General features: G+C 62.9%; 22 protein-coding genes. 13 read left to right on the top strand and 9 right to left on the bottom strand.

Annotation, left to right across the window (positions count from 1 at the left end):
- Window positions 1-42 precede the first annotated feature (42 nt).
- Window positions 43-621, bottom strand: a complete 579-nt coding sequence (gene amrA, locus HNQ60_RS19565) for an AmmeMemoRadiSam system protein A (RefSeq protein WP_184334477.1) — start codon at window positions 619-621, stop codon at window positions 43-45.
- Complete coding sequence (gene amrB / locus HNQ60_RS19570; protein ID WP_184334478.1) at window positions 599-1432, bottom strand: AmmeMemoRadiSam system protein B; 834 nt, start codon at window positions 1430-1432, stop codon at window positions 599-601. Before amrB ends, amrA begins: the two co-directional genes overlap by 23 nt.
- A 62-nt stretch (window positions 1433-1494) precedes the next feature.
- Between amrB and amrS the strand changes: the two genes are divergently transcribed.
- From amrS to HNQ60_RS19590, 4 genes are all read left to right on the top strand, one after another.
- Window positions 1495-2574, top strand: coding sequence for an AmmeMemoRadiSam system radical SAM enzyme (gene amrS, locus HNQ60_RS19575; protein WP_184334479.1), 1080 nt, complete (start codon window positions 1495-1497; stop codon window positions 2572-2574).
- A 77-nt stretch (window positions 2575-2651) separates the two neighbouring features.
- Window positions 2652-3011, top strand: a complete 360-nt coding sequence (locus HNQ60_RS19580; RefSeq protein ID WP_184334480.1) for a VOC family protein — start codon at window positions 2652-2654, stop codon at window positions 3009-3011.
- 17 nt (window positions 3012-3028) lie between these two features.
- Window positions 3029-3415 carry a RidA family protein gene (locus tag HNQ60_RS19585; RefSeq protein WP_184334481.1) on the top strand — a complete coding sequence of 129 codons (387 nt, stop codon included), beginning with the start codon at window positions 3029-3031 and terminating at the stop codon, window positions 3413-3415.
- Window positions 3416-3490: 75 nt separating this feature from the next.
- Entirely contained in the window at window positions 3491-4012 is a 522-nt protein-coding gene (locus HNQ60_RS19590; RefSeq protein WP_184334482.1) for an SLOG cluster 4 domain-containing protein, read from the top strand.
- Between the two features lie 65 nt (window positions 4013-4077).
- On the opposite strand, the gene HNQ60_RS19595 is transcribed toward HNQ60_RS19590, so the two are convergent.
- The gene (locus HNQ60_RS19595; RefSeq protein ID WP_184334483.1) at window positions 4078-4686 is read right to left on the bottom strand and encodes a porin family protein; all 609 of its coding nucleotides are present in this window, start codon (window positions 4684-4686) and stop codon (window positions 4078-4080) included.
- Between the two features lie 239 nt (window positions 4687-4925).
- Window positions 4926-6377: a D-alanyl-D-alanine carboxypeptidase/D-alanyl-D-alanine endopeptidase gene (gene dacB, locus HNQ60_RS19600; RefSeq protein WP_184334484.1), complete on the bottom strand. Its 1452-nt coding sequence runs from the start codon at window positions 6375-6377 to the stop codon at window positions 4926-4928.
- Between the two features lie 228 nt (window positions 6378-6605).
- On the opposite strand from dacB, the gene HNQ60_RS19605 reads away from it, so the two are divergent.
- Window positions 6606-7196, top strand: coding sequence for a DUF502 domain-containing protein (locus tag HNQ60_RS19605; protein WP_184334485.1), 591 nt, complete (start codon window positions 6606-6608; stop codon window positions 7194-7196).
- A 130-nt stretch (window positions 7197-7326) separates the two neighbouring features.
- On the top strand, window positions 7327-9507 hold the full coding sequence (locus HNQ60_RS19610; protein ID WP_184334486.1) for a glycosyltransferase: 2181 nt from the start codon (window positions 7327-7329) through the stop codon (window positions 9505-9507).
- Between the two features lie 25 nt (window positions 9508-9532).
- Here the strand turns inward: HNQ60_RS19610 and eda are convergent, their stop codons facing one another.
- Both eda and edd read right to left on the bottom strand, forming a co-directional pair.
- Window positions 9533-10159, bottom strand: coding sequence for a bifunctional 4-hydroxy-2-oxoglutarate aldolase/2-dehydro-3-deoxy-phosphogluconate aldolase (gene eda, locus HNQ60_RS19615; RefSeq protein WP_184334487.1), 627 nt, complete (start codon window positions 10157-10159; stop codon window positions 9533-9535).
- Window positions 10160-10282: 123 nt separating this feature from the next.
- On the bottom strand, window positions 10283-12103 hold the full coding sequence (gene edd / locus HNQ60_RS19620) for a phosphogluconate dehydratase (RefSeq protein WP_184334488.1): 1821 nt from the start codon (window positions 12101-12103) through the stop codon (window positions 10283-10285).
- A 312-nt stretch (window positions 12104-12415) separates the two neighbouring features.
- Between edd and zwf the strand changes: the two genes are divergently transcribed.
- From zwf to HNQ60_RS19640, 4 genes are all read left to right on the top strand, one after another.
- Complete coding sequence (gene zwf, locus HNQ60_RS19625; RefSeq protein ID WP_184334489.1) at window positions 12416-13876, top strand: glucose-6-phosphate dehydrogenase; 1461 nt, start codon at window positions 12416-12418, stop codon at window positions 13874-13876.
- 163 nt (window positions 13877-14039) lie between these two features.
- On the top strand, window positions 14040-14747 hold the full coding sequence (gene pgl, locus HNQ60_RS19630; RefSeq protein WP_184334490.1) for a 6-phosphogluconolactonase: 708 nt from the start codon (window positions 14040-14042) through the stop codon (window positions 14745-14747).
- A complete protein-coding gene (locus HNQ60_RS19635) occupies window positions 14728-15726 on the top strand; it encodes a glucokinase (protein ID WP_184334491.1) in 999 nt (332 codons plus the stop codon). Before pgl ends, HNQ60_RS19635 begins: the two co-directional genes overlap by 20 nt.
- A gap of 179 nt (window positions 15727-15905) precedes the next feature.
- Window positions 15906-16478 carry an ANTAR domain-containing response regulator gene (locus HNQ60_RS19640; RefSeq protein ID WP_184334492.1) on the top strand — a complete coding sequence of 191 codons (573 nt, stop codon included), beginning with the start codon at window positions 15906-15908 and terminating at the stop codon, window positions 16476-16478.
- Between the two features lie 130 nt (window positions 16479-16608).
- On the opposite strand, the gene HNQ60_RS19645 is transcribed toward HNQ60_RS19640, so the two are convergent.
- From HNQ60_RS19645 to HNQ60_RS19655, 3 genes are all read right to left on the bottom strand, one after another.
- Window positions 16609-18504 (bottom strand): potassium transporter Kup, encoded by a 1896-nt coding sequence (locus HNQ60_RS19645; RefSeq protein ID WP_184334493.1) that lies wholly within the window; start codon window positions 18502-18504, stop codon window positions 16609-16611.
- Window positions 18505-18757: 253 nt separating this feature from the next.
- Entirely contained in the window at window positions 18758-19318 is a 561-nt protein-coding gene (locus tag HNQ60_RS19650) for an anti-sigma factor family protein (protein WP_184334494.1), read from the bottom strand.
- 6 nt (window positions 19319-19324) lie between these two features.
- A complete protein-coding gene (locus HNQ60_RS19655) occupies window positions 19325-19912 on the bottom strand; it encodes an RNA polymerase sigma factor (protein WP_184334495.1) in 588 nt (195 codons plus the stop codon).
- 290 nt (window positions 19913-20202) lie between these two features.
- Here HNQ60_RS19655 and HNQ60_RS19660 point away from each other — a divergent pair, with 290 nt between their 5' ends.
- The 3 genes from HNQ60_RS19660 to HNQ60_RS19670 all read left to right on the top strand — a co-directional run bounded on the left by HNQ60_RS19660 (window position 20203) and on the right by HNQ60_RS19670 (window position 25405).
- Window positions 20203-20652, top strand: a complete 450-nt coding sequence (locus tag HNQ60_RS19660) for a DUF6249 domain-containing protein (protein WP_184334496.1) — start codon at window positions 20203-20205, stop codon at window positions 20650-20652.
- A gap of 261 nt (window positions 20653-20913) precedes the next feature.
- Window positions 20914-21807, top strand: a complete 894-nt coding sequence (locus HNQ60_RS19665) for an ABC transporter ATP-binding protein (protein WP_184334497.1) — start codon at window positions 20914-20916, stop codon at window positions 21805-21807.
- Window positions 21797-25405: an ABC transporter permease/M1 family aminopeptidase gene (locus tag HNQ60_RS19670; RefSeq protein WP_184334498.1), complete on the top strand. Its 3609-nt coding sequence runs from the start codon at window positions 21797-21799 to the stop codon at window positions 25403-25405. Before HNQ60_RS19665 ends, HNQ60_RS19670 begins: the two co-directional genes overlap by 11 nt.
- The last annotated feature ends 117 nt before the right edge of the window (window positions 25406-25522 follow it).

Raw genomic sequence — 25522 nt, forward strand, 5'->3', positions numbered from 1 at the left:
ATGGGTGAGCGTGAAGCCGCGGCGCGTCCGCATCGCGTGCGTTCAGTCGCGTTCCCCAAAGCTTTCGGTCGTGTAGCGATGGATCTGCATGTCCGGTGCCCAGAACGTCGCGGGCCAACCCGCCTTCTGCTTCAGATGGCGCAGGAACTCGGCCGGCTGCGGCACTTGCTCCCATACCGATGGCAGGAACGTCGCCTGCGAAGTACCTCTTCGCAGCAGCAATCCGTCGATGCCGGGCCGCAGGATCGCGAGCAGCTCCGCTTCACTCATCGAAGGCAGAACCTCGAGTCGACTCAGCGCGGAGATGTGGACGTCGATCCGCGGATACTCCGCGGATGTCAGCGGCGGGAAGCGTGGATCGTTGAACGCTGATGCCCATGCGTTTCGCCATACATCGCCCGCAAGCGAGTGCTGCGGCTCCATCGTTCCGCAGCAACCGCGCAATGCGTCCTGGATGCGCAGTGTGACGAACGTTGCGCGAGGCTCCTCGAGCGCGGCATCGTGCGCTGCAGGCGCGTAGGTGCTGCGCTGACCGGTACGCAGACCTGCCTCGATGGACTGTCGCGCCAGGCCGATCAGTCCCCGGCGTTGTGCGGGATCAAGAGAGTGAGGCGGGCTCATGGATGGCAAACGCACCGTAGCCGACGACTCGCTGCCGGTCGCCCGCTGTGTCTCCTGAATTCATGCGAAGGATCTCGCTCACGTCCAGCGGACGATGGCGGGCGAGATGCAGAAGTCCATTGATGCACACTGCACCACAAGCTTGCTCGCCTGTGAGCGTGATCTGCTTCTGGAGGATCGCTTCACTCGTATCACCATCGATCCGCCGGGCGAGATCGTAAGTGTGATAGTGGCTCAGGTCCGAGCTGATCAGGACGAGCGTCTCTTCGTCGCCCCAGGCCGCGTCGAGTACAGCAGCGACGTGAGCCGGTTCCGCGGTGCCGGCAACGAGAGGCAACAACTCGAAGTCACCGAGCAGCATCTGCAGGAACGGCAGCTGTACTTCGAGCGAGTGCTCCTGCGCGTGCGGCGCGTCCGCCGACATCACTTCACCACTTGCTATCAGCTTGTGGCGCCGTTCAGCGTCGACGGGGATTTCCCCGAGCGGTGTGGCGAACGAATCGGATCGGGGGACGGCGACGCCATGCAGGTACACGCGATGACTTGGACCGAGCAGAACAACTCGTCTGATCGTATCGCGTCGCGCCGCGATGGCTGCGTATGCGGCAGCAGCCACGCGACCCGAGTAGATGTAGCCGGCGTGAGGGACGATCAGCGCTTTGGGCGTTCCTTGCGGCGTGCGTAAGGAATCGCTCGACGCACTGTCGAGGTAGCGAGCGACTTCGCTGCGCAGCTCTTGCGGATCGGCGGGATAGAAGAAGCCCGCGACGGCAGCGGGACGTACGCTTGTCTTTTCCGAGGCCGGGCGCATGATCCGTATATACGCCGTTACCCATCGCAAGAGAAGCGAGGGTTTCCGGGCTTCGGAACGCAATGACGGACCTGCATCCCACCCGCTACTGGCACGTTCTCGACGACGGTCGCGTTCAATGCGACGTTTGTCCGCGCGCGTGCAAGATGCACGAAGGCCAGCGCGGGTTGTGTTTCGTGCGCGGCGTGGAACAGGGCGAAGTGAAATTGTTCACCTATGGACGATCGAGTGGATTCTGCGTGGACCCGATCGAGAAGAAGCCTCTCAATCACTTCCTGCCGGGGACTTCAGTGCTGTCGTTCGGTACGGCGGGCTGCAATCTTGCGTGCAAGTTCTGCCAGAACTGGGACATGAGCAAGTCGCGTGAGATGGACACGCTCGCCGATCGCGCGCCGCCGCGGATGCTGGCGGATGCTGCAAAGAAGCTGGGATGCGCGAGCGTGGCGTACACCTACAACGACCCCGTCATCTTCATGGAGTATGCGATGGACGTTGCGGATGCCTGCCGCGAGGCGGGCGTTCGCAGTGTCGCAGTGACGGCTGGATACATCTGCGACGCGCCACGTCGGGAGTTCTACCGTCACATGGATGCCGCCAACGTCGACCTGAAGGCATTCAGTGAGCACTTCTATCGGCGGATCTGCGGCGCCGATCTTGGCAACGTTCTCGAAACGCTCGAATATCTGAAGAACGAAACCAGCGTCTGGTTCGAGATCACGACGCTCCTCATTCCGGGAGAGAACGACTCGGATGCCGAAATCGATGCGATGACGCAATGGGTCATGACGAAGCTCGGGTCTGACGTGCCGCTGCATTTCACGGCGTTCCATCCCGACTGGAAGATGATGGACAAGCCCCGCACACCCGCGTCAACGTTGACGCGGGCGCGATCGATCGCCATGAAGAACGGATTGCGCCATGTCTACACCGGCAACGTTCACGATAGTGAAGGGTCGAGCACCTACTGTTCTGGCTGCGGCACGCGTGTCATCGAGCGTGACTGGTACGAGCTCGGCGAGTGGAAGCTCGATGCCACGGGGCGCTGCATGGCATGCGGTGTCCAGGTCCCCGGAGTCTTCGATGGCAAGCCAGGGGCGTGGGGAGCGCGTCGATTGCCGGTGAGACTGACGGCTGAAGTCTGAGCTCTGTGAATGCGCGCGCTCGCATACCATCGTCCGCTGTCCTGCCTGTGGCCTTCCGATCTTCACAAGGAGCGCACATGAAACTCGGCGCAGCACGCATCTTCGTCAGGAGCTTCACCGAAGCCAAGACTTTCTACGCCGATCGTCTCGGTCTGCGGATCGAGGCTTGCGATGATTCTCACGGGTTCTGCATGTTCGATACGGGCGCCGCGAAGCTGATCGTCGAATCGATCGGTGACCACGACGACGAAGGTGAGCGACTCGTCGGCCGGTTCACCGGGCTGTCTTTTCCCGTCGACGACATTCAGGCGACGCATCGCGAGCTCTCGGCGCTCGGCGTCGAGTTCAGCGGCGTGCCGGAGCAGCAGCCGTGGGGCGGGTGGCTCGCGACATTCAGGGATCCATCGGGCAACGGTCTGCAACTCGCCCAGCAATAGTTCTGCAAGAGGTCATTTTGGCGATCATTCAGCACAACCCGTCCGAGCTGTTCCCGCCGTATCGCGGTTACGTCCACGCGACGGAGATCATAGGCGGGGCACGCCTGCTGTTCATCAGCGGACTCAATGGATTCGAACGCGACGGGGTGACGATGCCCGAGACGTTCGAGGCGCAGGCAGAGCTGATCTGGAAGCACATACGAACGATCCTCGCCTCGGCCAACATGACTATCGAGAACCTGGTCTCGCTGCGGACGTATCTGGCTGATCCGAAATTTGACGAGCCGAACGCGCGCATGCGGGCAGCGCAACTCGGCGGGCATCGGGTTTCATCGACGGTTGTCTGCTGTCAGTTGCTCGAGCCGAACTGGAAGCTGGAGATCGAGGCCGTCGCAGCGGGGTAGGTCCGTAGATCCGTGCCGCGAGCGCGACGTTTCTTCTATGATCTCGCGACAGACGCAGCCCCCTACGGACACGCAATGACCCAACTCGATTCCATTCCGCGCAGGGCGGGCCAGGTTTGCATTCTCGGCAGCGCTGAACCGGGATCGCCGGCCTATGAACTTGCGGGCGCCGCGGGCGAGATGCTCGCGCGAGCCGGCATCACCGTCGTGAGTGGTTGCGGAAGCCCCGCCACGCGAGTTGCGGCTGAGCGGGCTCTTGCCGCGGGCGGACTCGTCGTCAGCATCGTGCCTTCGGATGACATCGGCCTGAAGGACTGGCCCTGCAGCGTGCTGATTCCATGCGGCATGGGAGACGCGAGAAACCTGCTGATGGCGCTGGCGGGCGATGCCTGCATCGTGATCGGCGGACGAGCGGGCACGATTTCAGAGGTCTGCCTCGCCTGGCTGCATCGTCGTCCGCTGCTTCCGCTGACGGGATGCGGCGGCTGGTCGGATCAGTTGGAACGCAATCCTCCCGACGAACGGAAGAACTCGAAGATCCTTTCCTGGGGATCGGTCGACGAGCTGAAGGGAAGGCTTGCCGAACTGGGCTTGTGAACCAGCAGAGGGTGACTCACTCCCGTGAGCCACCCTCTATTCAGGCGCCTGCAGACGTCAGGCGATCAGAACCGCCACGCGCCCGAGAGCCAGATCGCGTCGGCATCATCGACATCGTTGGAGTCGATCTTCTCGTACTCGAGTCGGGCATGCAGGTGCTCGAAGAACGTCGCACCGACGCCGACGCCGTAGAGGAAGTCCTCGCCGCTGTCGCTCGAGCTGAACACGTCGCCGCCCAGATCGTCGAAGTCGGCCGTGACGTCCACGTCATAGAAGTAGTAGCCGGCCTTCGCGAACAATTCGACCGGACCCAGCGGCAGCGTGCCGATGACGTACGGTGCGAAGCCGCTCAGCTCGATCTGGTAGTCGCCGCTCGAACCGTTGGCTTCGAAGGTGTCGGACGGACCGCCGAAGTCGATGTATGCGGCTTCGACCGAGATATAGGGGTTGAAGCGGTAGCCGGCGAAAAGCTTCCAGGAAGTATCGTCGTCATCGAGCCGCTCGATCGCCTCGTCGGTGTCGTCGACGTCGTCGATCTGCACGTTGAATTGACCTACGCCGCCACCGACGTAGAAGCCTTTCTCGTTCTCTGCATGCGCTGCCGCGGTCCATGTGCCCGTCAGTGCGAACAACGTTGCTGTTGCCAGAAGTGGATTCATGCTGGGTCGACTCATGCTCGTCTCCTTTCACATTGATCTGCTTTGCGGGCAGCAACGACGGTGTTGCGAAATCGACCCACATAGCGCGTGCTGTCACAACGCGCGGAGTGCAATGCGGTTCCTGCAGGTGCGCAGAGCATGGTTGTGTCGGCGGGAGACGCGGCGTACGCGCAACAGAATCAGCAGAGAAAAAGCCTACGCGCAATTTTCCCATCGAGAAAAGTTCCCGCGCACGGCGGATTTCACCGGTCTTCTCACTGGCCGAAGACCCAGCGGATCAGTTCGCTCTGAATGATCTCCGCCGAGCCGTTCTGTGCGCCGGGATGATTGACCAGAATGACGACGACGTAAGTCTTGCCGGAAGCCGCATTCACGAAACCCGCGAGCCCGCTGACGTCGTCGATGCGTCCTGTCTTCATGCGCAAGCGGCCCTGCATGCCGGCGGCACGGAATCGATTGCGCAATGTGCCATCGGTTGCCGACAACGGCAGCGACGCTGCGAACTCCGGCATGAAAGGGCTATGCCACGCGATGTCGAGGAGGTCAGCCATTCCTCGCGCGGTCACGCGTTCGTCTCGCGATAGACCGGAGCCGTTGTCGAGCGCGAAGCCAGGCATGCGGATGTCATGTTCCTCCAGCCACAGCCGAATCGCTTCGCGACCGTTCTGAGTCGTCGCCGGAGCGCCGAAGCGTTCCGCGCCGAGCGTGAGCAGCAGATGTCTCGCCATCAGGTTGTTGGAGAACTTGTTGACGAGCCGGATGATCTCCGGCAGCGGCAGCGAATCGTGCTCGTAGTGCAGGACCGCGTCAGCGGGCAGCGGTGCCACGCGCAATCCGCCGTCGATGGCTCCGCCTGACTGCGTCCACATCGTGCGGAACGTTCCGTAGGCGTAGTCGGGCGCGGTCATGATCGCGCGACTGATGGAGAAGCGGCCGCACGAGGCGGGCAGCGTTCCGCTGACTGCAATCGTCGCGGGATCGTTCGGCTCCGGCGTCGTGAAGCTGATGCCGCGGTTGTAGCCGTCGCATTTTCCGGTGCCGACCTGCGCGAGATTCCTGACGACGAGATTCGACGGCAGCGGATTCACGGCGATCTGCGGACGGATGCGCTGCGGATTCACGTTGAGCGTGAAGCGCGACGTCTGGAAGTTCACCATGAGCGCATCGGGCAGCACGTTGTAGCTGCGCCAGGGCTGATCGTCGAAGTCGCCACGCGACGCAACGATCGGCGCGAAGTAGGTGTTGTCGATGATGATGTCGCCGGTGATCTTCGCGATCCCCGTCTCGCGGAGCGCCTGGACGAAGCTCCACCAACGCTCGCTGGTCATGTAGGGATCACCGCCGCCGACCAGGATCAGATCGCCCGTCAGCACGCCATTCGCGAGCCGGCCGCGCCGATAGACGCGGGTCTTCCAGGTATAGGACGGACCGAGCATGTCGAGGGCGACGAAGGTCGTCATCACCTTGATGGTCGATGCGGGGCTGCGCAGCCGATCGCCGTTGAGATCGATCACGGCCTCATCGGTGCCGGCATCCCGAACGTAGATGCTGACGTTCCGATCCGGAATACCGGCCTGTTTCATGGCGCGAACGATGGAAGGCGGCGCCGGCGGCGCTTCCCGCGCGAAGCCGTGCCCGAAGACACAGAGTCCGATGACGACGACCAGCGTCCTGAAATGGGGCGGTACTGTTGCGAAGGAGGGCATCGAGACGATACGGCAGGAAGGATTCAGGTCGGCGCGTCAAGCTCAGCAGGAGGCAAGTGTACTTGACGCACCTCAGTCATTTCCCGCGAAAGCGGGAATCCATCGGATACCAGATGGACTCCCGCGTACGCGGGAGTGACAGCACCGCAGCGTTCGGATTTCTCTTAGCGCACACAGCACCGCATACTTGTTCCAGGTAATCGCGCGCAGCCGCGCAGCGGGGAGATCATGCGGCGACTCTGGAATACGTTTCTGAAAGGCCTGGCAGCAGTGCTGCCGGTCGCTCTGACCATTTACGTGGTCTTCTGGCTGGCCACGACGGCGGAGTCGATCCTGAGCGGGCCGCTGCGGGTCGTTCTGCCGCGCGATCACTATTGGCCCGGCCTCGGTCTGATCGTCGCGTTCGTGCTGATCCTGCTGGTCGGGGTCATAGTCGATGCGTACATCGTTCGTCGGCTGTTCCGGTTCGGCGAGTCGCTGCTCGCCCGCATCCCGATCGTGAAGACGGTCTTCGGCGCGCTGAAGGACTTCACGCGCTTCCTGCCAGCGGGCGGCAAGGGACGCGATCTGAAGCGCGTGGTCCTTTGGCGATTCAATTCCGCGCGGCTGGTCGGTTTCGTCACCGAGGATCATCTCAATCCCCGGCTGTTCGGATCCGACGGCGAGGACATCGTGGCCGTGTACTTTCCGATGAGCTACCAGATCGGCGGTTACACGCTGTACCTGCACAAGTCGGACCTCGAGGAGACGCAGCTGTCCGTCGAGGAAGCGATGCGGATGGTGCTGATCGGCGGAGTCACGGCAGAGGCGAGCAGATAGCGGATAGCGCCTCTTCTTTGTGATGCACTTAACGACCTGCCAATTCTTGTCACCCCCGAAATGTGGCCGGTTTAACAATTCGTAAGGCGCGCGTCCCGTCGGCCGAAGCACTACGCTACGATTTTGCTTATTGCATCGACCTGACTCGCTCATCGTGGCCGAAGGAAACATCCGACCATTGCGAGTGCTGCACGTGGTGAGTACCGCCGGAGTAAGCGGTACGACCCAGCAGGCACTCTTCATGCCCCTGCTGACGCGGATGCCCAAGCATCGCGTCAAGACGCAGGTGGTGTCGCTCGCGCCTGGTTTCACCGCGGGTGCGGTCCTGCGCCAGAACGGTATTCCCGTCCACGACGTTGCGCTCTCCCGCAAGCGATTCTCGCTCGGCGCCTTGGGCGAGCTCATGAAGGTGGCCGAACAATTCCGTCCCGACGTGATCCAGGCATGGGGTCATACGGCCCAGCTCGTTTCGCTCGCCGTGTCTTCGCGATGCGAATGGGAACCGAAAGTGGTCTGGAGCGCCGGCGAGACAGCGCCGCTGCCGAAGGACGCGGGCTTCATCGACAACCAGAAACTCAAGTGGCTCGCGAAGCGCTCGGCGAAGCCCGAGCGCATCGTCTACACATCAGAAGCTTCGGCCGTTCTGCATCGCCGCGCCGGTTTCCCGGATGGCGGGCACGTTGTGGTTCCGCCGGGCGTGGATCCCATCCGTTTCAAGCCGGACTTCGCTGCGCGCAAGAAGGTACGTGAGCAGCTGGGACTCGGCGGCGAAGCTTTCGTCATCGGCATGGCCGCTCCGTTCCTGCCGGTGCACGACCATGCGACGCTCATCAAGGCGGTCGGCGAGTTGGTCAAGACGAATCCGCACATTGCGCTCCTGCTCGCGGGTCACGGCGTTCAGAAGGGCAACGGCGCGCTGATGGCGCTCGTGGGCGGCGGCACGATGGGTACGCGTACCCACCTGCTCGGCGAATGGTCGGACATGTCGTCGTTCTTCAACGCATGCGACGTCGCCTGCTCGAGTTCGCAGACCGACAACGGCCGCATGACCCTCGTGATGGCGATGCTGTGCGGCGTCCCTTGCGTCGGCACCGGCATGGGCGGCCAGGGCGAAGTGATCGGACAGTTCGGCGTAGCCGTCGAACCTGGCAGTCCGGCAGCCTTCATTCGCGGGATCACGCGCATCATGCAGATGCCAGCGGACAAGCGCGCGTTCATGGCGCAGGGTGCTCGCAAACACGCCCTCAACAATTTCGTACCCGTACGTTCGATGCAGAAGTACCTGCAGATGTACTTCGATATCGTCGGACGCAACGCACTCGCGGCGGAAGACGTGCCGACGCAGGAGATCGATGCGGCGATCCCAGCGCCGCCGTCGGACATGCAGATCATCGCGAAGGTGAGCTCGAAGTCCAAGACCGTGGACAACGTGTCGATGACCGACCTGTCCGATCCGGATTCGATCGAGTCGAAGGTCCAGGCCTCGTCGGTGTCGTACAAGAAATACAAGGCCGATCCGGCGCCGGAACCAGAGGTGGTGGCAGCGCCGCCGCCGCGCGAAGGCGACGTTCTCGAGATCTTCGAATCGGATCAGGCGAATTCCAAGGCCAGCACCCAGTCGGCAATGACAGAGCGGGCTCGCGGTGTCGCGGACGACATGGAAGATCTGCTCACGCCTGAGGAGTACCAGACCGGCGACAAGCTCCCCGCGCTTGCGCCCGTGAAGACGCCGGAGATGGCTGCGGCACCGGTGCCAGCGCCGAAGGAATCGAAGCCTGCTGTCGCAGCGACGGTTGCTGCAGTAACAGCAGCGCCTCAGGTTGCGGCTCCGCCAGCGGAAAGCAAACCGGCCAGGATGCCGATCGAAACGAAGAGCGTCGCACCGATCGCCCCTGCGGTCGTGCAGCCTGTCGAGTCGCCAAGGCCCGCTGCAATCGAGAGCAACCCGGTCGAGAGTTCAGTCGCTGCGGACGAGATCGAACTGAAGTTGATGGAGACCGGGATCATCTTCGCGCAGGTCATCGAACCCGCGGCTCCGGTTGTCGAGAGCAAGCCTGTCACCGCGGTTGCCGCGTCTCCGGCGCCAGCTCCGCTGGCAGCGCCGGTACAGTCGCCGGCAGCCGTACCGGCAATGGATTCAGCGCCCACCGAACCCGACACGATGAATCTCGAGTTGAAGTTCGGAGAGGCGCCGCCTGCGGCGCTGCCGCTCGAGGCGCCGTCCACGCCGGCCGCGGAAGAGACGTTCCAGCTGGAACTGCTTGCGGATCCACCGCCGCCCGAAGAACTGAAGAAGGCGGCCAGCCAATAAGGCTCCGCCTGTGGCTATTGCCTCGTCAGCGCCTCCTCATCTCCGCCGCATCCCTCGCCAGCTCCTCGATTCCCTTCCAGTCCCCCGCCCGGACCTTGTCGGCTGGTGCCACCCACGAGCCGCCGATACACGCCACATTGGGCAGGTCGAGAAAATCCGGTGCGGTCGCACGCGTGATGCCGCCGGTCGGACAGAACACGATGTCGGGGAACGGGCCATTCAGCGCTTTCAGCATGTTCACACCGCCCGCCTGCTGAGCCGGGAAGAGCTTGAACGTATCGAAGCCCCAGCCCAGACCGGCGATCAGCTCGCTCGGCGTCATGATTCCAGGAAGCAGCGGAAACGGTGCCTTCTTCGCCGCAGCGGCGAGCTCGGCAGTCAGTCCGGGACTCACGCCGAATTGCGCACCGGCGTTCGCCGACGACACGAAATCTTCCGCGCGTGTGATCGTGCCGACACCCACAACGGCTTCAGGCACTGACTTGCGCATTGCTTCGATCGCCGGCAGGCATGCTGGTGTTCGCAGCGTCACTTCGAGTACCCGCAATCCACCCGCCGCGAGCGCCTTCGCGAGCGGCACGGCGTGTTCCACCTTCTCGATGGTGAGGACGGGAATGACGGGAGCGATGGCGAGGGTGGTTCTGACAGACATAGCGGTTGGCGGTTGGCGGTTGGCGGTTAGCAAGAAAAGACCCGAGATTCAGGCATGGAGAGTAGCACCGGCAGTGCGGCGATGAAGCGAAGTCCCTTCTGAACTAACCGCCAACCGCTCCTCCTACATGCTTGCAATCGCCCCCATCTCCGCGTCGCCGGCGGCGGCGCGGAAGGTGGCGAAGAGTTCCCGGCCGACGCCGTGGTTGTTGCGGCTGAGGTCGGGGGCGGTCGTGGCGCGGCGAGCGAGTACGTCATCAGCGACGTGCACCTGCAGTGCGCCGGAGAAACTGTCGAGCGTGATCACGTCGCCGTTCTGGACGCGCGCGAGTGGGCCGCCCGAGAGGCTTTCGGGTGTGAGGTGAATCGCTGCGGGAACCGCGCCTGACGCGCCGGACATGCGGCCGTCGGTGACGAGGGCCACTTTGAAGCCCTTGCTTTGCAGGGATGTCAGTGCCGGCGTCAATTGATGCAGTTCCGGCATGCCGTTCGCCTTCGGACCCTGGTAGCGGACGACGACGATGCAATCGCGATTGAGGTCGCCGGCCTTGAAGGCTTTCATGACGTCTTCCTGGTCTTCGAACACCGCGGCGGGTGCTTCAACGACGCGATGATGCGCGTGCACGGCGGACGTCTTGATCACTGCGCGGCCGAGATTGCCTTGCAGCAGCTTCAGGCCGCCATCGGTACCGAACGGATCAGTGACCGGGCGAAGCACATCGCGATCGCCCGTTGCTGCAGGCGCATCGCGCCAGGCGAGGCCATTCGGCGAAAGCCAGGGTTCCTGTGTGTAGGCACGCAGTCCTGTACCCATCACCGTCGTCGTGTCGCCGTGGAGCAGGCCGGCCGACAGCAGTTCGCGAATCAGGAATCCCATGCCGCCAGCGGCGTGGAAGTGATTCACGTCGGCGCTGCCGTTCGGATAGATGCGCGCGAGGAGCGGCACCACTTCCGACAGGTCGCTGAAATCATCCCAGTTGATGACGATGCCCGCAGCGCGTGCCATCGCGACGAGATGCAGCGTGTGATTCGTCGACCCGCCCGTTGCGAGCAGACCCACGATGGCGTTGACGATCGCGCGTTCGTCGATCGTGCGGGCAAGCGGCAAGTAATTCTCGCCGAGCGAAGTGATACGTGAAACGCGCTTCGCGGCTTCGCTCGTGAGCGCATCGCGCAGCGGCGTGTTGGGCGATACGAACGCTGCGCCGGGAAGATGCAGGCCCATGACCTCCATCAGCATCTGGTTGCTGTTGGCGGTGCCGTAGAACGTGCAGGTACCCGCCGAGTGATAGCTCTGTGCCTCCGACTCGAGCAAGGCATCGCGGCCGACTTTGCCCTCCGCGAACAATTGCCGGGTGCGCGCCTTCTCCTTGTTGGGAATACCGGAGGGCATCGGTCCGGCCGGCACGAAGATCGTCGGCAGGTGGCCGAACGTCAGCGCACCCATCAAAAGGCCCGGGACGATCTTGTCGCAGACGCCGAGGCACAGCGTCGCATCGAACATGTTGTGCGACAGCGCGATGGCCGTGGACATCGCGATCACATCGCGACTGAACAGCGACAGCTCCATGCCGGGCTGGCCCTGCGTGACGCCATCGCACATTGCGGGCACGCCGCCGGCGAACTGCGCGACTGCTCCAGCTTCGCGCGCGGCGAGCTTGATGAGCTGCGGATAGCGATCGAGCGGTTGATGCGCCGAAAGCATGTCGTTGTAGGAGGACACGATGGCGAGATTCGGCCATCGCATCTGTTTCAGTGCTTCCTTGTCCGCAGGATTCGAAGCAGCGAAGCCGTGCGCCAGGTTGGTACAAGCCAGCGATGCCCGCGTCGTCTCGCGCCGCCGCGCGTCATCCATCCGCTCCAGATAGTCGGAGCGCGTGTCTTTGCTGCGCTCGCGAATTCTCGAGGTGACGATGCGGACGCGGTCGTTCAGGGGCGCGGTCAAAGCGGTACTCCAGGCGAGGGCAACGGGTCGGGGAAGAGGACGCGGGGTATACAGTCGATTGTAGAGAGTCAGGTCCAACCTCGCACTCGCTGCGCCTGCGGCAGTGCGACGCGTCCCGGTACGTAAATTCCGTGATCCGGAATGCGAATCCGCGCACTGAAACCGCTTTCAGCCCCGGGAAAACGGCCGACGCAATGCATACGAATTCATGGAGCCGGAACTGCGGAAATCAGGCCCCCGAACGTCGTCCCGTTTGCGACCGGAAACAGCGGGCTGTACCTTACCGGCGCCTCGAACGACCACAGGTAATGCATGCAACCGCTCCCGAATTTCGATCTGATCCTCTTTGGCGGCACGGGCGACCTCGCCCTGCGCAAACTGCTTCCTGCACTCTATCGGCGCATGGTCGCCGGTCAGCTGTCCGCCGATTCGCGCATCATTGGCGTGGCACGCAGCGAAATCTCGCGGGAGGAATATCTCGCGCAGGTCGAGACGAGCTGCAAGGCACACGTCGGCGGCGAGTTCGATGCGAAGCAGTGGGCCCGCTTCTCGGGGCAGCTGACGTACTTCAAGATCGACGCCAACGTCGAAGGCGATTTCAAAGCGTTCGCCGAGTCGTTCAATGGCCGCGAGAAGTGCGAGCGCGCATTCTTTCTCTCGACGGCTCCGGATCTGTTTGCGCCGATCTGCGAAGGACTGGCCCGTAACAACCTGGTGACGTCGTGCTCCCGCGTCGTGCTGGAGAAGCCGCTCGGCCACGACCGTGCATCCTCCGCTCTGATCAACGAGCGCGTCGGCGCGATCTTCACCGAACAACAGATTTTCCGCATCGATCACTATCTCGGCAAAGAGACGGTGCAAAACCTGCTGGCGCTGCGCTTCGGCAACATGCTGTTCGAGCCGTTGTGGAAGCGGGGCCGCATCCAGCATGTTCAGATCACCGTCGCCGAGAACCTCGGTGTCGAACGTCGCGCCGGGTTCTACGACCAGACCGGTGCGTTGCGCGACATGGTCCAGAACCACCTGCTGCAACTGCTCTGCATCATCGCGATGGAGCCGCCGCAATCCGGCAATCCGGATGCGATGCGCGACGAGAAGCTCAAGGTGCTGCGCGCGCTGCGTCCGATGAGCGGCCGCGAGGTGCTCGCGAAGACGGTTCGCGGTCAGTACAAGTCGGGCGCGGTGAATGGCGCGCCGGTCGTCGGCTATCTCGCCGAGAAAGACGTGCCCGCGGGCAGCTCCACCGAAACATTCGTCGCCTTGAAATGCGAGATCGACTCGTGGCGCTGGGCCGGCGTGCCCTTCTATCTGCGCACGGGCAAGCGCCTGCAGGAGAAGCTGTCCGAAATCGCAATCACGTTCGAAGACATTCCGCTGTCGATCTACGAACGCCCCGACAAACCGCATTCCCTGAACCGGCTCGTGATTCAGCTCCAGCCCGACGAGAGCATCACGCTGAGCGTGCTGGCGAAGAATCCAGGCGAAGGCATGTTCCTCAAGCCGGTCAGCCTCGGCCTGGATTTCAGCGAGACGTTCAAGACCCGGATGCTCGACGCGTACGAGCGCCTGCTGACCGACGTGATCAAGGGCAACCTCACTCTGTTCATGCGCCGTGACGAACTGGACGCCGCCTGGCAGTGGATCGATCCGATCCGCGAAGCCTGGGAACAATATGGTGAGTCACCGAAGTCCTACACCGCCGGCAGCTGGGGACCCGCTGCGGCCAGCGCGTTGATCGGGCGGGATGGGTTTGCGTGGAGCAATGAGCTTTAGGAGCAGCGGTTAGCGGTTAGCGGTTAGCGGTTGGCGGTTGGCGGTTGGTTCAGAATAGGAAACCGGCGGATCTGGCCGGGCACGCTAAGCTTTGCCGCCAGTGATCGCGTAAGCTCTGCCTCTTACTAACCGCCAACCGCTGACCGCCAACCGCTTCTCCGACATGCCTTCCCGCTGGGTTCACGAACACCGCTTTCCTGATTCGACGGCGCTGGCGCATGCGCTGGCGGGGGAATTGCGCGTCGATCTCGAGGAAGCGATCGGTGTGCGCAAGGCGGCGAGTCTCGTCGTGTCGGGTGGGCGCACGCCGCTCAAGCTCTTCGGGCAGTTGCGAACGGAAAAGCTCGAGTGGTCCAAGGTCTGGGTGACGCTGGCGGATGAGCGCTGGGTCGAGACGACCGCGGAAGAAAGCAACGAGCGCATGATGCGTGAGCATCTGGGCAAGGATCTGGCCGCCGATGCGCATTTCGTGGGATTGAAGAATCCGGCGCCGACGCCGGAAGCCGGGGCGGACTGGTCATGGCGCGCACTGAGTCGCGTGCCGCGGCCGTTCGATGTGGTCCTGCTGGGAATGGGAGAGGACGGACACACCGCCTCGCTCTTTCCCGGATCGATGACCCTGGCCCGCGCGTTGGATCCCAGCGCGCCGCCGGGATGTGTCGCGGTGAATGCGCTGAAGGCGCCGCATGCGCGGGTCAGCCTCAATCTCGCGGCTTTGCTGGATGCACGACGGATAATTTTGCACATCGAGGGGGAAGCCAAGTGGCACGTCTATCAGCGGGCACGAATGCCCGGATCAACCGCGGAGTTGCCGGTGCGCGCCGTCCTGCATCAGAAAGAGGTGCCGGTTGATGTCTACTGGTCGCCCTGAAAGTGCGCCGCGGCTGATCGCAGACATCGGCGGAACCAACGCACGCTTCGCCCTGCTCGAGGGTCAGTCGCATCGGGATGAGATCGTCCTCGCCTGCGCCGATTATCCTGATTTCGTTTCCGCCGCCGAACACTACCTGACCCAGGTCGGTGCGGCGCAGAAGGGCAAACGCCCCGTCGAAGCCGCGGTTGCGATTGCCGGCCCGATCACCGGCGACATCATTCGCATGACCAATCACGTGTGGCAGTTCTCCGCCGCCCGCGTGCGGCAGCAGCTTGGTTTTTCGCGGCTCATCTTTCTAAACGATTTCACTGCGCTCGCGATGGCCGTCAGACACCTGCCCGAGAGCGAGCTCGAACCGATCGGTGGCGGTCGTCCGGTACCGAACGCGGCGATCGGATTGATCGGCCCCGGCACGGGGCTCGGCGTTTCGGGACTCATTCCCTCGGGCTCGCACTGGATCGCGCTGCAAGGCGAGGGCGGTCACGCGACGCTGTCAGTGATGAACGAGCGCGAGATGGCCGTGTTGCGGCAACTGCATCAGCGCTTCTCGCATGTCTCCGCCGAACGCGTGATCTCGGGCCCCGGCCTCGTGAACCTGTACGAAGCGATCAGCGTGATCGAACGCAAAGTCCCTGACGCACTGACGCCGAAAGAAATCACGCGCCGCGCGAGCGAAGGCTCCTGCGCCCGCTGCCTCGAAGCCGTGAACATGTTCTGTGCCCTGTTCGGCACGATGGCGGGCAACCTCGTGCTCACCCTCGGTGCAGTCGGCGGCCTCTACATCGGCGGCGGTGTCGTCCCGCACCTGGGCCGATTGTTCAAATCTTCGCCCTTCCGTGATCGTTTCGAGGACAAGGGCCGATACGCGGAGTACCTGAGCGCGGTGCCGGTGTATCTGATTCGGTCGCCGCTGCCCGCGTTTGTGGGGTTGGCGAGATCGTTTATTGATCCGGGTCCACGGCTGGAAGCGGAATAGGAAGCGATGAGCGGCGAGCGGTGAGCTGCGAGCCAGATCAAGAAGCCTCGCCTCTGGCACCACTCGCCGCTCATTGCGTCCCCTCCGATTCTGGCTCGCCGCTCATAGCTCGCCGCTCGTAGCCCCCCTGGCATCCTCCTTGCACCCCTCCGGCTATCCCAACCACTGGATCGCCCATCGTGCGTGTACTGGTCATTGCCGAGTCGTCCGAACGAGCGGACATCGTGCGCCGGGGCTTGTTGCTGGCGGGTCATGAAACGGCGAACGTCGCTGCGCCGGATGGTCCGCTGCCGTCCGCGATGGAGCAGGCGCGTCCCGATGCGATCGTCCTGGAAACCCATTCACCGAAGATCGATCTGCTCGATCGCATCATCGATGCCATGGGCGAGAAGCCATTGCCGCTCGTGATTTTTTCCGAGGATCCTTCAGAACAGACCATCAGCCAGGCGGTTCGCGCCGGTGCGGCGGCATACGTCGTCGATGGGCTGAACGCGGCGCGCGTCCCTGCGATTTTCCAGGTCGCGCTCGCACGCTTCGAACTGATGACCGACCTGCGCAGCGAGCTCTCCGTCGCCCAGCAGAAACTCACCGAACGCAAATTTGTCGAGCGCGCCAAGGGCCTGCTGATGAAGGCCCGCAACCTGAGCGAAGACGAGGCGTATCACACGCTCCGTCGCATGGCGATGGAACGCAACCGCCGTATGGGAGATGTGGCGAAGTCGGTGCTCGAGATGGCGGATTTGTTGAACTAGCACACGGCGGTGCAGGGCGCGGCGAGGGTGCACTAGGAGAGGGCAGGAGGCCATGAGCGGTGAGCTACAAGCTATGAGCCGGAACCGGAAGACGGGTTCCTCCATCTGGCGCACCGCTCGCAGCCCTCTCTCACAGCTTCACCAGACTACTGACCTCCAGCAGTCTGTGCGTCGGCACGCCAAAGTGAATCGCCGCCAGCTGGCTGTTGCGGCCCATGAAGGCGAACAGGCGTTTGCGCCAGAGCGGCATGCCGGAGCCGATTGCGAATACCGGGTTCTCGCGGCCGACGACGTACACCGTCGACTCGGCCTGGTATTCGATCCCCTTCTCCTCGGCGGCGCGCAGAGTGGCGACGACGTTCGGTGTTTCCATGAAGCCGTAGCGTGCAATCACGCGACACAGGTTCGGGGCGAGCGTCTGCACTTCGATACGCTCCTCCGGCGCCACGTACGGCGACTCGGGGCGCACGAACGTCAGCAGGATGTTGCGTTCGTGCAGGACGCGATTGAATCGCAGGTTGTTGAGCAGCGCGCGCGGCATGCCGCCGGCTTCGCTCGCGAGATACACCGCTGTGCCTTCCACGATGTGCGGTGGATCTTTCTGCAGCAGCGCGAGGAAATCGTGGACTGGCATCTGTTCGCGAGCGATCAGCCAGTTCAGAGTGCGGCGACCTTCCTGCCACGTGCTCATCAATATATAGACGACGACTGCCGCCGCGACCGGCAGCCAGCCGCCGTCGTCGAGCTTGAATGTGTTTGCCGCGAAGAACGCGAACTCGATGGCCACGATGAACGCGAGTACCGCGATATAGAACCGATAGTGTGGTTCCTTGCGCACCTTCAGCAACATGATGACGAGGATGCCGTCGATCAGCATCGTGCTCGAAATCGCGATGCCGTATGCGCCAGCGAGCGCGCTCGATGACTGATAGGCGAGCACGAGCGTCATCGTGCCGATGAACAGCACCCAGTTCACCATCGGCACGTACACCTGGCCGATCTCGTGCTCCGACGAATGCTCGATGCGCAGGCGCGGCAGGTACCCCAGGTTCAGCGCTTGCCGGGTGACGGAGAACACACCGGAGATCACGGCCTGTGATGCGATCACAGTAGCCGCGGTTGCGAGCATGATGAGCAACGGCAGCAGCCAGCTGGGCGCAAGCAAGTAGAACGGGTTCGAGATCGCACTCGGATTCTGCAGCAGCAGCGCGCCTTGCCCGAAGTAGTTGAGCACGAGTGCCGGCAGCACGATCCAGAACCAGCCGCGCCGGATCGGCGAGCGGCCGAAGTGACCCATGTCGGCATAAAGTGCTTCGCCGCCGGTGATGGCGAGGAACACGGAAGCGAGGACGAGGAAGCCCGCGACACCGTTGTGAACGAAGAACATCACCGCGTGAACCGGATTGATCGCGAGCAGCACACCCGGCTCGGTGACGATCCAGCGCACCCCGAGCAGCGCGAGGGTCGCAAGCCACACGAGTGTGATCGGGCCGAACAGTCGGCCCATCGCGCCCGTGCCGCGCTTCTGCATCAGGAACAGGAGGAACAGGATCAGCATGGCCCCGGGCACGACGAAATGCTCGAGCTGCGGCGTCGCGACGGTGAGTCCTTCCATGGCGCTGAGCACTGAAATCGCCGGCGTGATGAATCCATCGCCGAAGAAAAGCGCGGCACCGAACAACCCAACGGCGCTGATGGGGCCCCACACGCGCCAGTCGCGACTCGCATTCGACAGCAGCGTACTCAGCGCAAGCACGCCGCCTTCGCCGCGATTGTCCGCACGCAGCACGAGCGTCACGTACTTCACCGAGATCACGAGGATCAGCGACCAGAGAATCAGCGACAGCAGTCCCAGGACGTTCTCGCTGTTGACTCCGATTCCGTGATCGGGACTGAAGCACTCACGCAGTGCGTAGAGCGGGCTGGTGCTGATGTCTCCGAAGACGACGCCGAGCGCGGTGAGGACGAGCTTGCGGTCCGCGGCGGGATGATCGCCCGCGGCCTCTGGAGCAGCACTCGAACGCATGATTTTTCTTGGGTTCGCCAGCCTTGGAGAGCGGCGCGTATCTTAGTCGCCTTGGGCGGCCATGTCCGGTCAGAGGGCGGAGAAGAAGGAAGATTCTCCACGGGGGACACGGGGAGCACTGGGCAGAGAAGAGCTCAGAAGCACGAGTTTCCGAATGATATCCAGGAGGCGGTGACGCTTCCTTGTAGATATGTCTTGCCCCCGTGGAACCCCGTGTTCCCCGTGGAAAATCTTCTCCGGGGTCTCTCCTTCCTCAGTCCGCGACCTTGGCCAGCCACCCCGCCAGCAGGCCGCCGATGCCGGCGCCGATCATGGCGATGAGGGCAGTCTGAATGGTGCTGGCATTGCCGCCGATGCTCGCGCCTTCGGCTGCGATCTTGCCGGCGAGTCCTGACGTATCGAAGTAGCCGGCGAGTGCGAAGGCCAGCACGATGCCGCCCACGACGCCCGGGATGACGAAGGCAAGCGCACGGCGCCAGCTTCGCGACAGGGCACGCAGGTTTTCCTGCAGTTCTTCCTCGACGCGCTGACGCGCAGCGGCGCGCTTCGTTTCGTCGATGGCATCGATCTGCGCGAACAGCTCGTCGTCGAACGCAGCGTTCAATTCGGGTGCGGGCGCGGCGCTGAACAGCGCTTCATCGATCCTTTCGAGTGCGGCCATCTGCTGCTGGCAGATGTCGCAGCCGCCCAGATGCGATTCGACGGCCGCGCGATCGGCGGCATCGATGTCGCCATCGAGCCAGTCCTGCAGACGATCGTTCCAGTCGAGCTGGTGCTCGAGAATCTGTTGCGGCGATGAAGGTTGAGTGGCCATGGAAAACTACGCATCCAACGCGGATTCAGACTGGTCGGTTTCGGACTCGCGCGTCAGTTCGATTAGGCGCTTGCGGGCGCGGTGAAGCAAGGCTTTGACCGTGCCCAGGGGCAGGCCGAGGCTTTCGGCTGTCTGCTCGTAAGATTTGTCTTCCATGTAGAAGAGCGTGACCGCCTGCCGGTAACGCTCGGGCAGCTTGTCGAGCATCTGGGTGACGCTGACGGTCGCTGAGTCGTCCGGGTCGGGGGCAGCCAGGGCGGCAACCTCGGCGTCGTACTCGTCCTCGTCACCGTCCATGGAGACAGTGGGCCGCTTTTTACGCAGCTCGGACAGGCAAGCGTTGCGCGAAATCGCGTAGATCCACGTCGACAGTGAGGACTGTCCCGCGTACCCCGGCAGGGCACGCCAGATCCTCAGGAAAACATCCTGAGTCGTGTCCTCGGCCATGGCGTGATTGCGTAACATACTGAATGTCAAGCGAAAAACCTTGTCCCGGTACCTCGGCAACAGCAGCGAGAAAGCCTCGCGGTACTTTTTGACCTGGAGCAGCGCCTGGACATCGGCGTCGGCTTGGGGGGCGGCTGCCAAAGTCATTGGAGGTTTGTGACGTTGCTCGGGCGGAAAAGGTTGCGCCGGGATCTTTTATGTAAGGCCCCACCAGATGGGTCGGCACTCTAGCAGCCGACCCGGGCTCCCGAGCCTCCGTCTACCGGCCGCTGGCCGCCATCGACCGATGATCCCCTGGCGTCAGGTCCGGGCCCCCGCATCTCTATAGGTCGAGCTCGTGAACGCTTGTCGTGGATGGCCGTGCAACCCTGGGGAAGGACGCTGCGTCTGAAGTCTCACTCGCACATACTCGCGTTCACCCAAGAGGCATTTCAACAATGTTGTCGGATCTGGTCCCCATCGTCGCCATCACGTTCGGCGTCGGCTTCATCCCGGCCATCGTGTGGATCATTCTCAACTACCGCAAGCGCCGTCGCTTCATGGAGCTGCATCACGCAGAGCGCATGGCAGCCATCGAGCGCGGCATGGATATCCCGGCGCTGCCGATCGAGCTGATCGATGGCGGCAGCCCGCGTCGTCGCCGCTCTTCCCTGCAGGCGGGCCTCGTGTGGTTCTTCATCGGCCTGGCCATGGTCGTCGGCATGGCGATGGACGGCGACACCCCCTCGATCGCCGGACTCGTGCCGCTGGGGATTGGCCTCGCGTTCCTGATCTACTATTTTCTCGAAGGCAAGAAGATCGAAGCCCAGCTGCTGGAATTCGATCTGCGCGACCGCAGCGTGAGCGCCAATGGCCGCCAGGTCGTGAGGCAGGATTCGACACTGTAACGCCCGGCTGGGTGCAACCCGATTTGTTGTAACAAAAGCACGCGCACGGGGTTCTCATGGACCTGATGAGAACCCACGTCGCAGGTCGCCATTGATTCCGCTCACAGCAGTCCCGCCGGCTTCGTGCCGGAAATCGCCGAACTGTTCTCTCGGTTCACGCCCCTCGACTGATTCCGTGTTTCCGGCCAGGCTGCCGCAAGGCGGCCTGGCCCGTCATTCCGTCATCGCGCTACCCCGTCACCCCTTCTGACCGGTGTCCCCATGCTTGCGATCCGCAATATCTCCAAGACCTACAGCAACGGTGTCGCTGCGCTGCGCGGCGTGTCGCTCGACATCCCCGCGGGAATGTTTGGTCTGCTCGGCCCGAACGGCGCCGGCAAGTCGTCGCTCATGCGAACGATCGCGACCCTGCAGGATCCGGACTCGGGGACCATTACGTTCGACGGCATCGACGTGGTGAACCAGAAGGATCGCATCCGCCGCACGCTCGGCTATCTGCCGCAGGATTTCGGTGTGTATCCGAAGGTCAGCGCGCAGGACATGCTCGATCACTTCGCCGTGCTCAAGGGCTTCGTGAAACGCGGGGAACGCAAGGATGTCGTCGAAGGGCTGCTGCGCAAGGTGAACCTGTGGGATGTGCGCAAGCGCAAGCTCGGAACGTTCTCCGGCGGCATGCGCCAGCGCTTTGGTATCGCGCAGGCGCTGATCGGCGATCCACGCCTGGTGATCGTCGATGAACCGACGGCGGGTCTCGATCCGGAAGAGCGCAATCGATTCCTGAATCTGCTGGCCGAGATCGGTGAGCAGGTGGTCGTGATTCTCTCCACGCACATCGTCGAAGACGTGGCGGATCTGTGTCCGCGCATGGCGATCATCTCGAAGGGGGAAGTGCTGATGAGCGGCGAGCCGCGCGAGGCGATCGCCGCGATGCGCGAGCGCGTGTGGAGCCGGATCGTCCCGAAAGCCGAGCTCACCGAGTATCAGCAGCGCTTCACCGTGCTTTCGACGCGGTTGATCGCGGGCCAGCCGCTCATTCATGTCTACAACGATGCGGCGCCGGAGCCCGGCTTCGACTCGATCGATCCGGATCTGGAGGACGTGTATTTCCATCGCCTGCGTCAGCACGGCGTCGCGAGCGCGAACCATGCTCGCTGAGTTCTTCCGCTTCGATCTGCGCCAGCAATTGCGATCGCCGCTGCTGTGGGTCGCGGGTCTCCTGTTCGCTCTCTTCGCCTTCGGTGCGACGAGCTCTGATTTCATCCAGCTCGGCGGCGCGATCGGCAATGTGAATCGCAACGCGCCGGGCGTGATCGTGAACATGTTCATCAACTTCAGCCTGCTGGGGTTGTTCGTGGTGACGTTCTTCATCGCTCAGCCGCTGTTGCGCGATTTCGAGCTGGGCACCGATGAGCTGTTCTTCTCATCACCAATGAAGCCGCGTGCCTATCTCGCGGGTCGTGTCCTCGCGGGCATGGTTGCCGCACTCGCTATCTTCGTGCTCACGAGCGGGGGCCTGTTCCTCGGTGCGGCGATGCCCTGGGTCGATCCTGCGAAGCTGGGCCCGTTTTCACTGACTCCGCATCTCTGGTCCTTCGCGGTCATCGTGATCCCCAACCTGATCTTCATGACGGCAATGCTGAGCCTGCTCGCGGTGACGGCTCGCAACCTGATGTCGGTCTACCTCGGCGTCATTGCCTTCTTCATTCTGTGGCTGGTCGCCAACGTGCTGGCGCAGGACATGCAGTACGACGCCATCGCTTCGTTGCTCGATCCATTCGGATCGAGAGCCCTGGAAAGGACGATGCGCTATTGGTCCGCGATCGAGAGCAACGCACAACTACCGGAGCTGACGAACTACCTGCTCGTCAATCGCGCGGTTTGGCTCGCAGTGTCGGCGGTGCTGCTGACTCTGACCTTTGCGCTGTTCAAGCCGCAGCGGCTGCGTGGCGGTAAGAAGGCGCGCGCGAAGCGCGAGAAACAGGCCGAGGTAGCTGCCGCTGTGCCGGTCGTTGTCGCACCAGCGGCACTGCCTGCGCGGTCGTTCACCGTGTCGACGACGGTCGGACAATTCTGGCGTCAGCTGCGCTTCGATACGATCGGCGTTCTGAAGAGCATTCCGTTCCTCGTGCTGCTCGCCTTCGGTGCCTTGAATCTGGGCGGCGGCTCTGTCGGGCTGGATCAGCTCTTCGGCACGGCAGTGCTGCCCGTGACTTCGGTCATGCTGAGGCTCATCGAGGGCAGTTACCTGTTCCTGCTGATCCTGATCGTCGGCTTCTATGCCGGCGAGCTCGTCTGGCGCGAGCGCGGCGTCAAGCTCGCCGAACTTACGGACACACTGCCTGTACCGAACTGGTTACCGATTCTCGCGAAGATCGGCGCGCTGACTGCGGTAGTCGTCGTGTTCATGCTGCTTGGCGCGGTGATCTCGATCATTGTTCAGCTGTTGCGCGGCTACACGAATCTCGAGCTCGACCTGTACGTGCGCGGACTTTTCGTGCTCTCCGCGCAGTTCATTCTGATGGGGGCGGCGGCCGTCGTGCTGCAGGTCGTGAGCAACAACAAGGTGGTCGGCTACCTGCTGTACGTCGTCGTGATCATCATGCAGATCGCGATGCCGCCGATGCATCTCGAGAACAATCTCTATCGATTCGCCAGTGGCCCCGACACGCCGTACTCCGATATGAACGGCTACGGGCACTTCATCGCGGGCTGGGCGTGGTTCCAGCTCTACTGGGCGCTGTTCACGACGATGCTCGTCGTGGTCGGCACTGCTTTCTGGGTCCGCGGTGTGGCGCCGTCGTGGCGCGGCCGGCTGAACATGGCCCGCAACAATCTGCGCGGCGCGCCTTCGGCGTTGCTCGCCGGGCTCGCACTTGCCTTCATCGGCGTGGGCGGCTGGATCTACTACAACACGAGCGTCGTCAACGAGTACCTGCCGTCCGATGTTGCGTTCGACCGGCTCGCGCACTACGAGCGCGAGTACCGCAAGCTCAAGGATGTTCCCCAGCCGCGCATCGTCGATGTGAAGGCCGATGTCGACATCTTTCCGTCCGAGCGGCGCGTCGAGATTCGCGGTCACTACCGGCTGATCAACAAGACCTCGCGGCCGATCGAGGAACTGCATCTTCTCCTCGATCCGCGCGTCAAGCTGATTCGCTGGCGGCTCGCGGACGCGGCGATCCTCAAGGAGGATCCGCTGGCGGGGTATCGTCTGCTGAAACTGCGAACCCCGCTCGATCCCGGCGCCGCTGCGGATTTCGAGTTCACGATCGCGCGCGCCGAGCACGGGTTCACGAACGATGGCTTGCCGCCCTCGAGCGGTGCCGGCGACATGCGGTCGGTGCTGAACTACAACGGCACGTTCTTCAACAGCATGGGCATGTTCCCGCACTTCGGCTACAACGAGGGTGCACAGCTCATCGATCGTAATGAACGGCGCAAGCGCGGGCTCGGCGACGTGCCGCGCATGGCAAAGCTCGAAGACGAAGCCGCCCGCAAGGACATGGGATTCCCCGACGCTGACTGGATCAATTTCGAAACGACGGTCAGCACGAGCGAGGATCAGATCGCGCTGGCGCCTGGGTACCTGCAGCGCGAATGGACCGAGAACGGCCGCCGCTATTTCCACTACAAGATGGACCAGCCGATGCTGCCGTTCTTCTGCTACCTGTCCGCGCGCTGGGAAGTGAAGCGCGACGAATGGAAGGGCCTGCCGATCGAGGTCTACTACGACGCGAAGCACCCCTACAACATCGATCGCATGATCGATGGCACGAAGAAGTCGCTCGACTACTTTACCGAGAACTTCTCGCCATACCAGCACAAGCAGATGCGGATCCTCGAGTTCCCACGCTATGCGAGGTTTGCACAGAGCTTCGCAAACACCGTCCCGTATTCGGAATCGATCGGATTCATCGCGGACCTGCGCAAACCCGAGAACGTCGACTACGTCTTCTACGTGACCGCGCATGAAGTCGCGCATCAATGGTGGGCGCACCAGGTGATCGGCGCAGGCATGCAGGGCCAGGGCATGCTGACGGAATCGCTGTCGCAGTACTCGGCGATGATGGTGATGGAGAAGGAATACGGACGCGAGAAGATGCGCAAGTTCCTCAAGTACGAGCTCGACCGCTACCTGCGCGGTCGCGGGGGCGAGCTCGTCGAAGAGCTGCCGCTGATGCGCGTCGAAGACCAGCCGTATGTCCACTACCAGAAGGGCTCGCTGATCTTCTATCGCCTGCGCGATGAAATCGGCGAGGAGAACCTGAACCGCGCGCTGGCGAACTTCCTGCGCGACAAGTCATTCGAGCAACCGCCGTTCACCACGACGAACGAGCTGCTCGACTACATTCGTGCCGAGACGCCACCCGGGAAGCACGAGCTCCTCGATGAACTGTTCGCCAAGATCATCCTGTACGACAACAAGGTGACCGATGCGAAGGTGACGAAGCTCGCCGACGGCAAGTACGAAGTCACGATGGATGTCGCAACCGTGAAGCGCGAAGCCGACGGCGCCGGTCGCGAAACGGATCTGCCGGTCGATGACTGGATGGATGTCGGAGTGTTCGCGCGCAAGGAGGGCGACAAGGAAGAGAACGAACGCGTGCTCTTTCTCGAGAAGCAGCACATCACGGCCGACACGAAGCGGATCAAGGTCGTCGTGGACGAGGAGCCCTACGAAGTCGGCATCGATCCGTACAACAAGCTGATCGACCGGATTCCGGATGACAACAGGAAAGCTATTAGCGACTAGCCCGTGAGCTGTTAGCCAGAGGGCTGTCTCCCTGTGGGTCCGACTTTAGTCGGACGTCATGCCGACAGGCATGTCTCGCTGGGGTCCGGCTACGCCGGACCCGCAAGCGCAAAGAGT

Origin of the sequence: Povalibacter uvarum (assembly GCF_014202975.1) — a bacterium.
Taxonomy (GTDB): domain Bacteria; phylum Pseudomonadota; class Gammaproteobacteria; order Steroidobacterales; family Steroidobacteraceae; genus Steroidobacter; species Steroidobacter uvarum.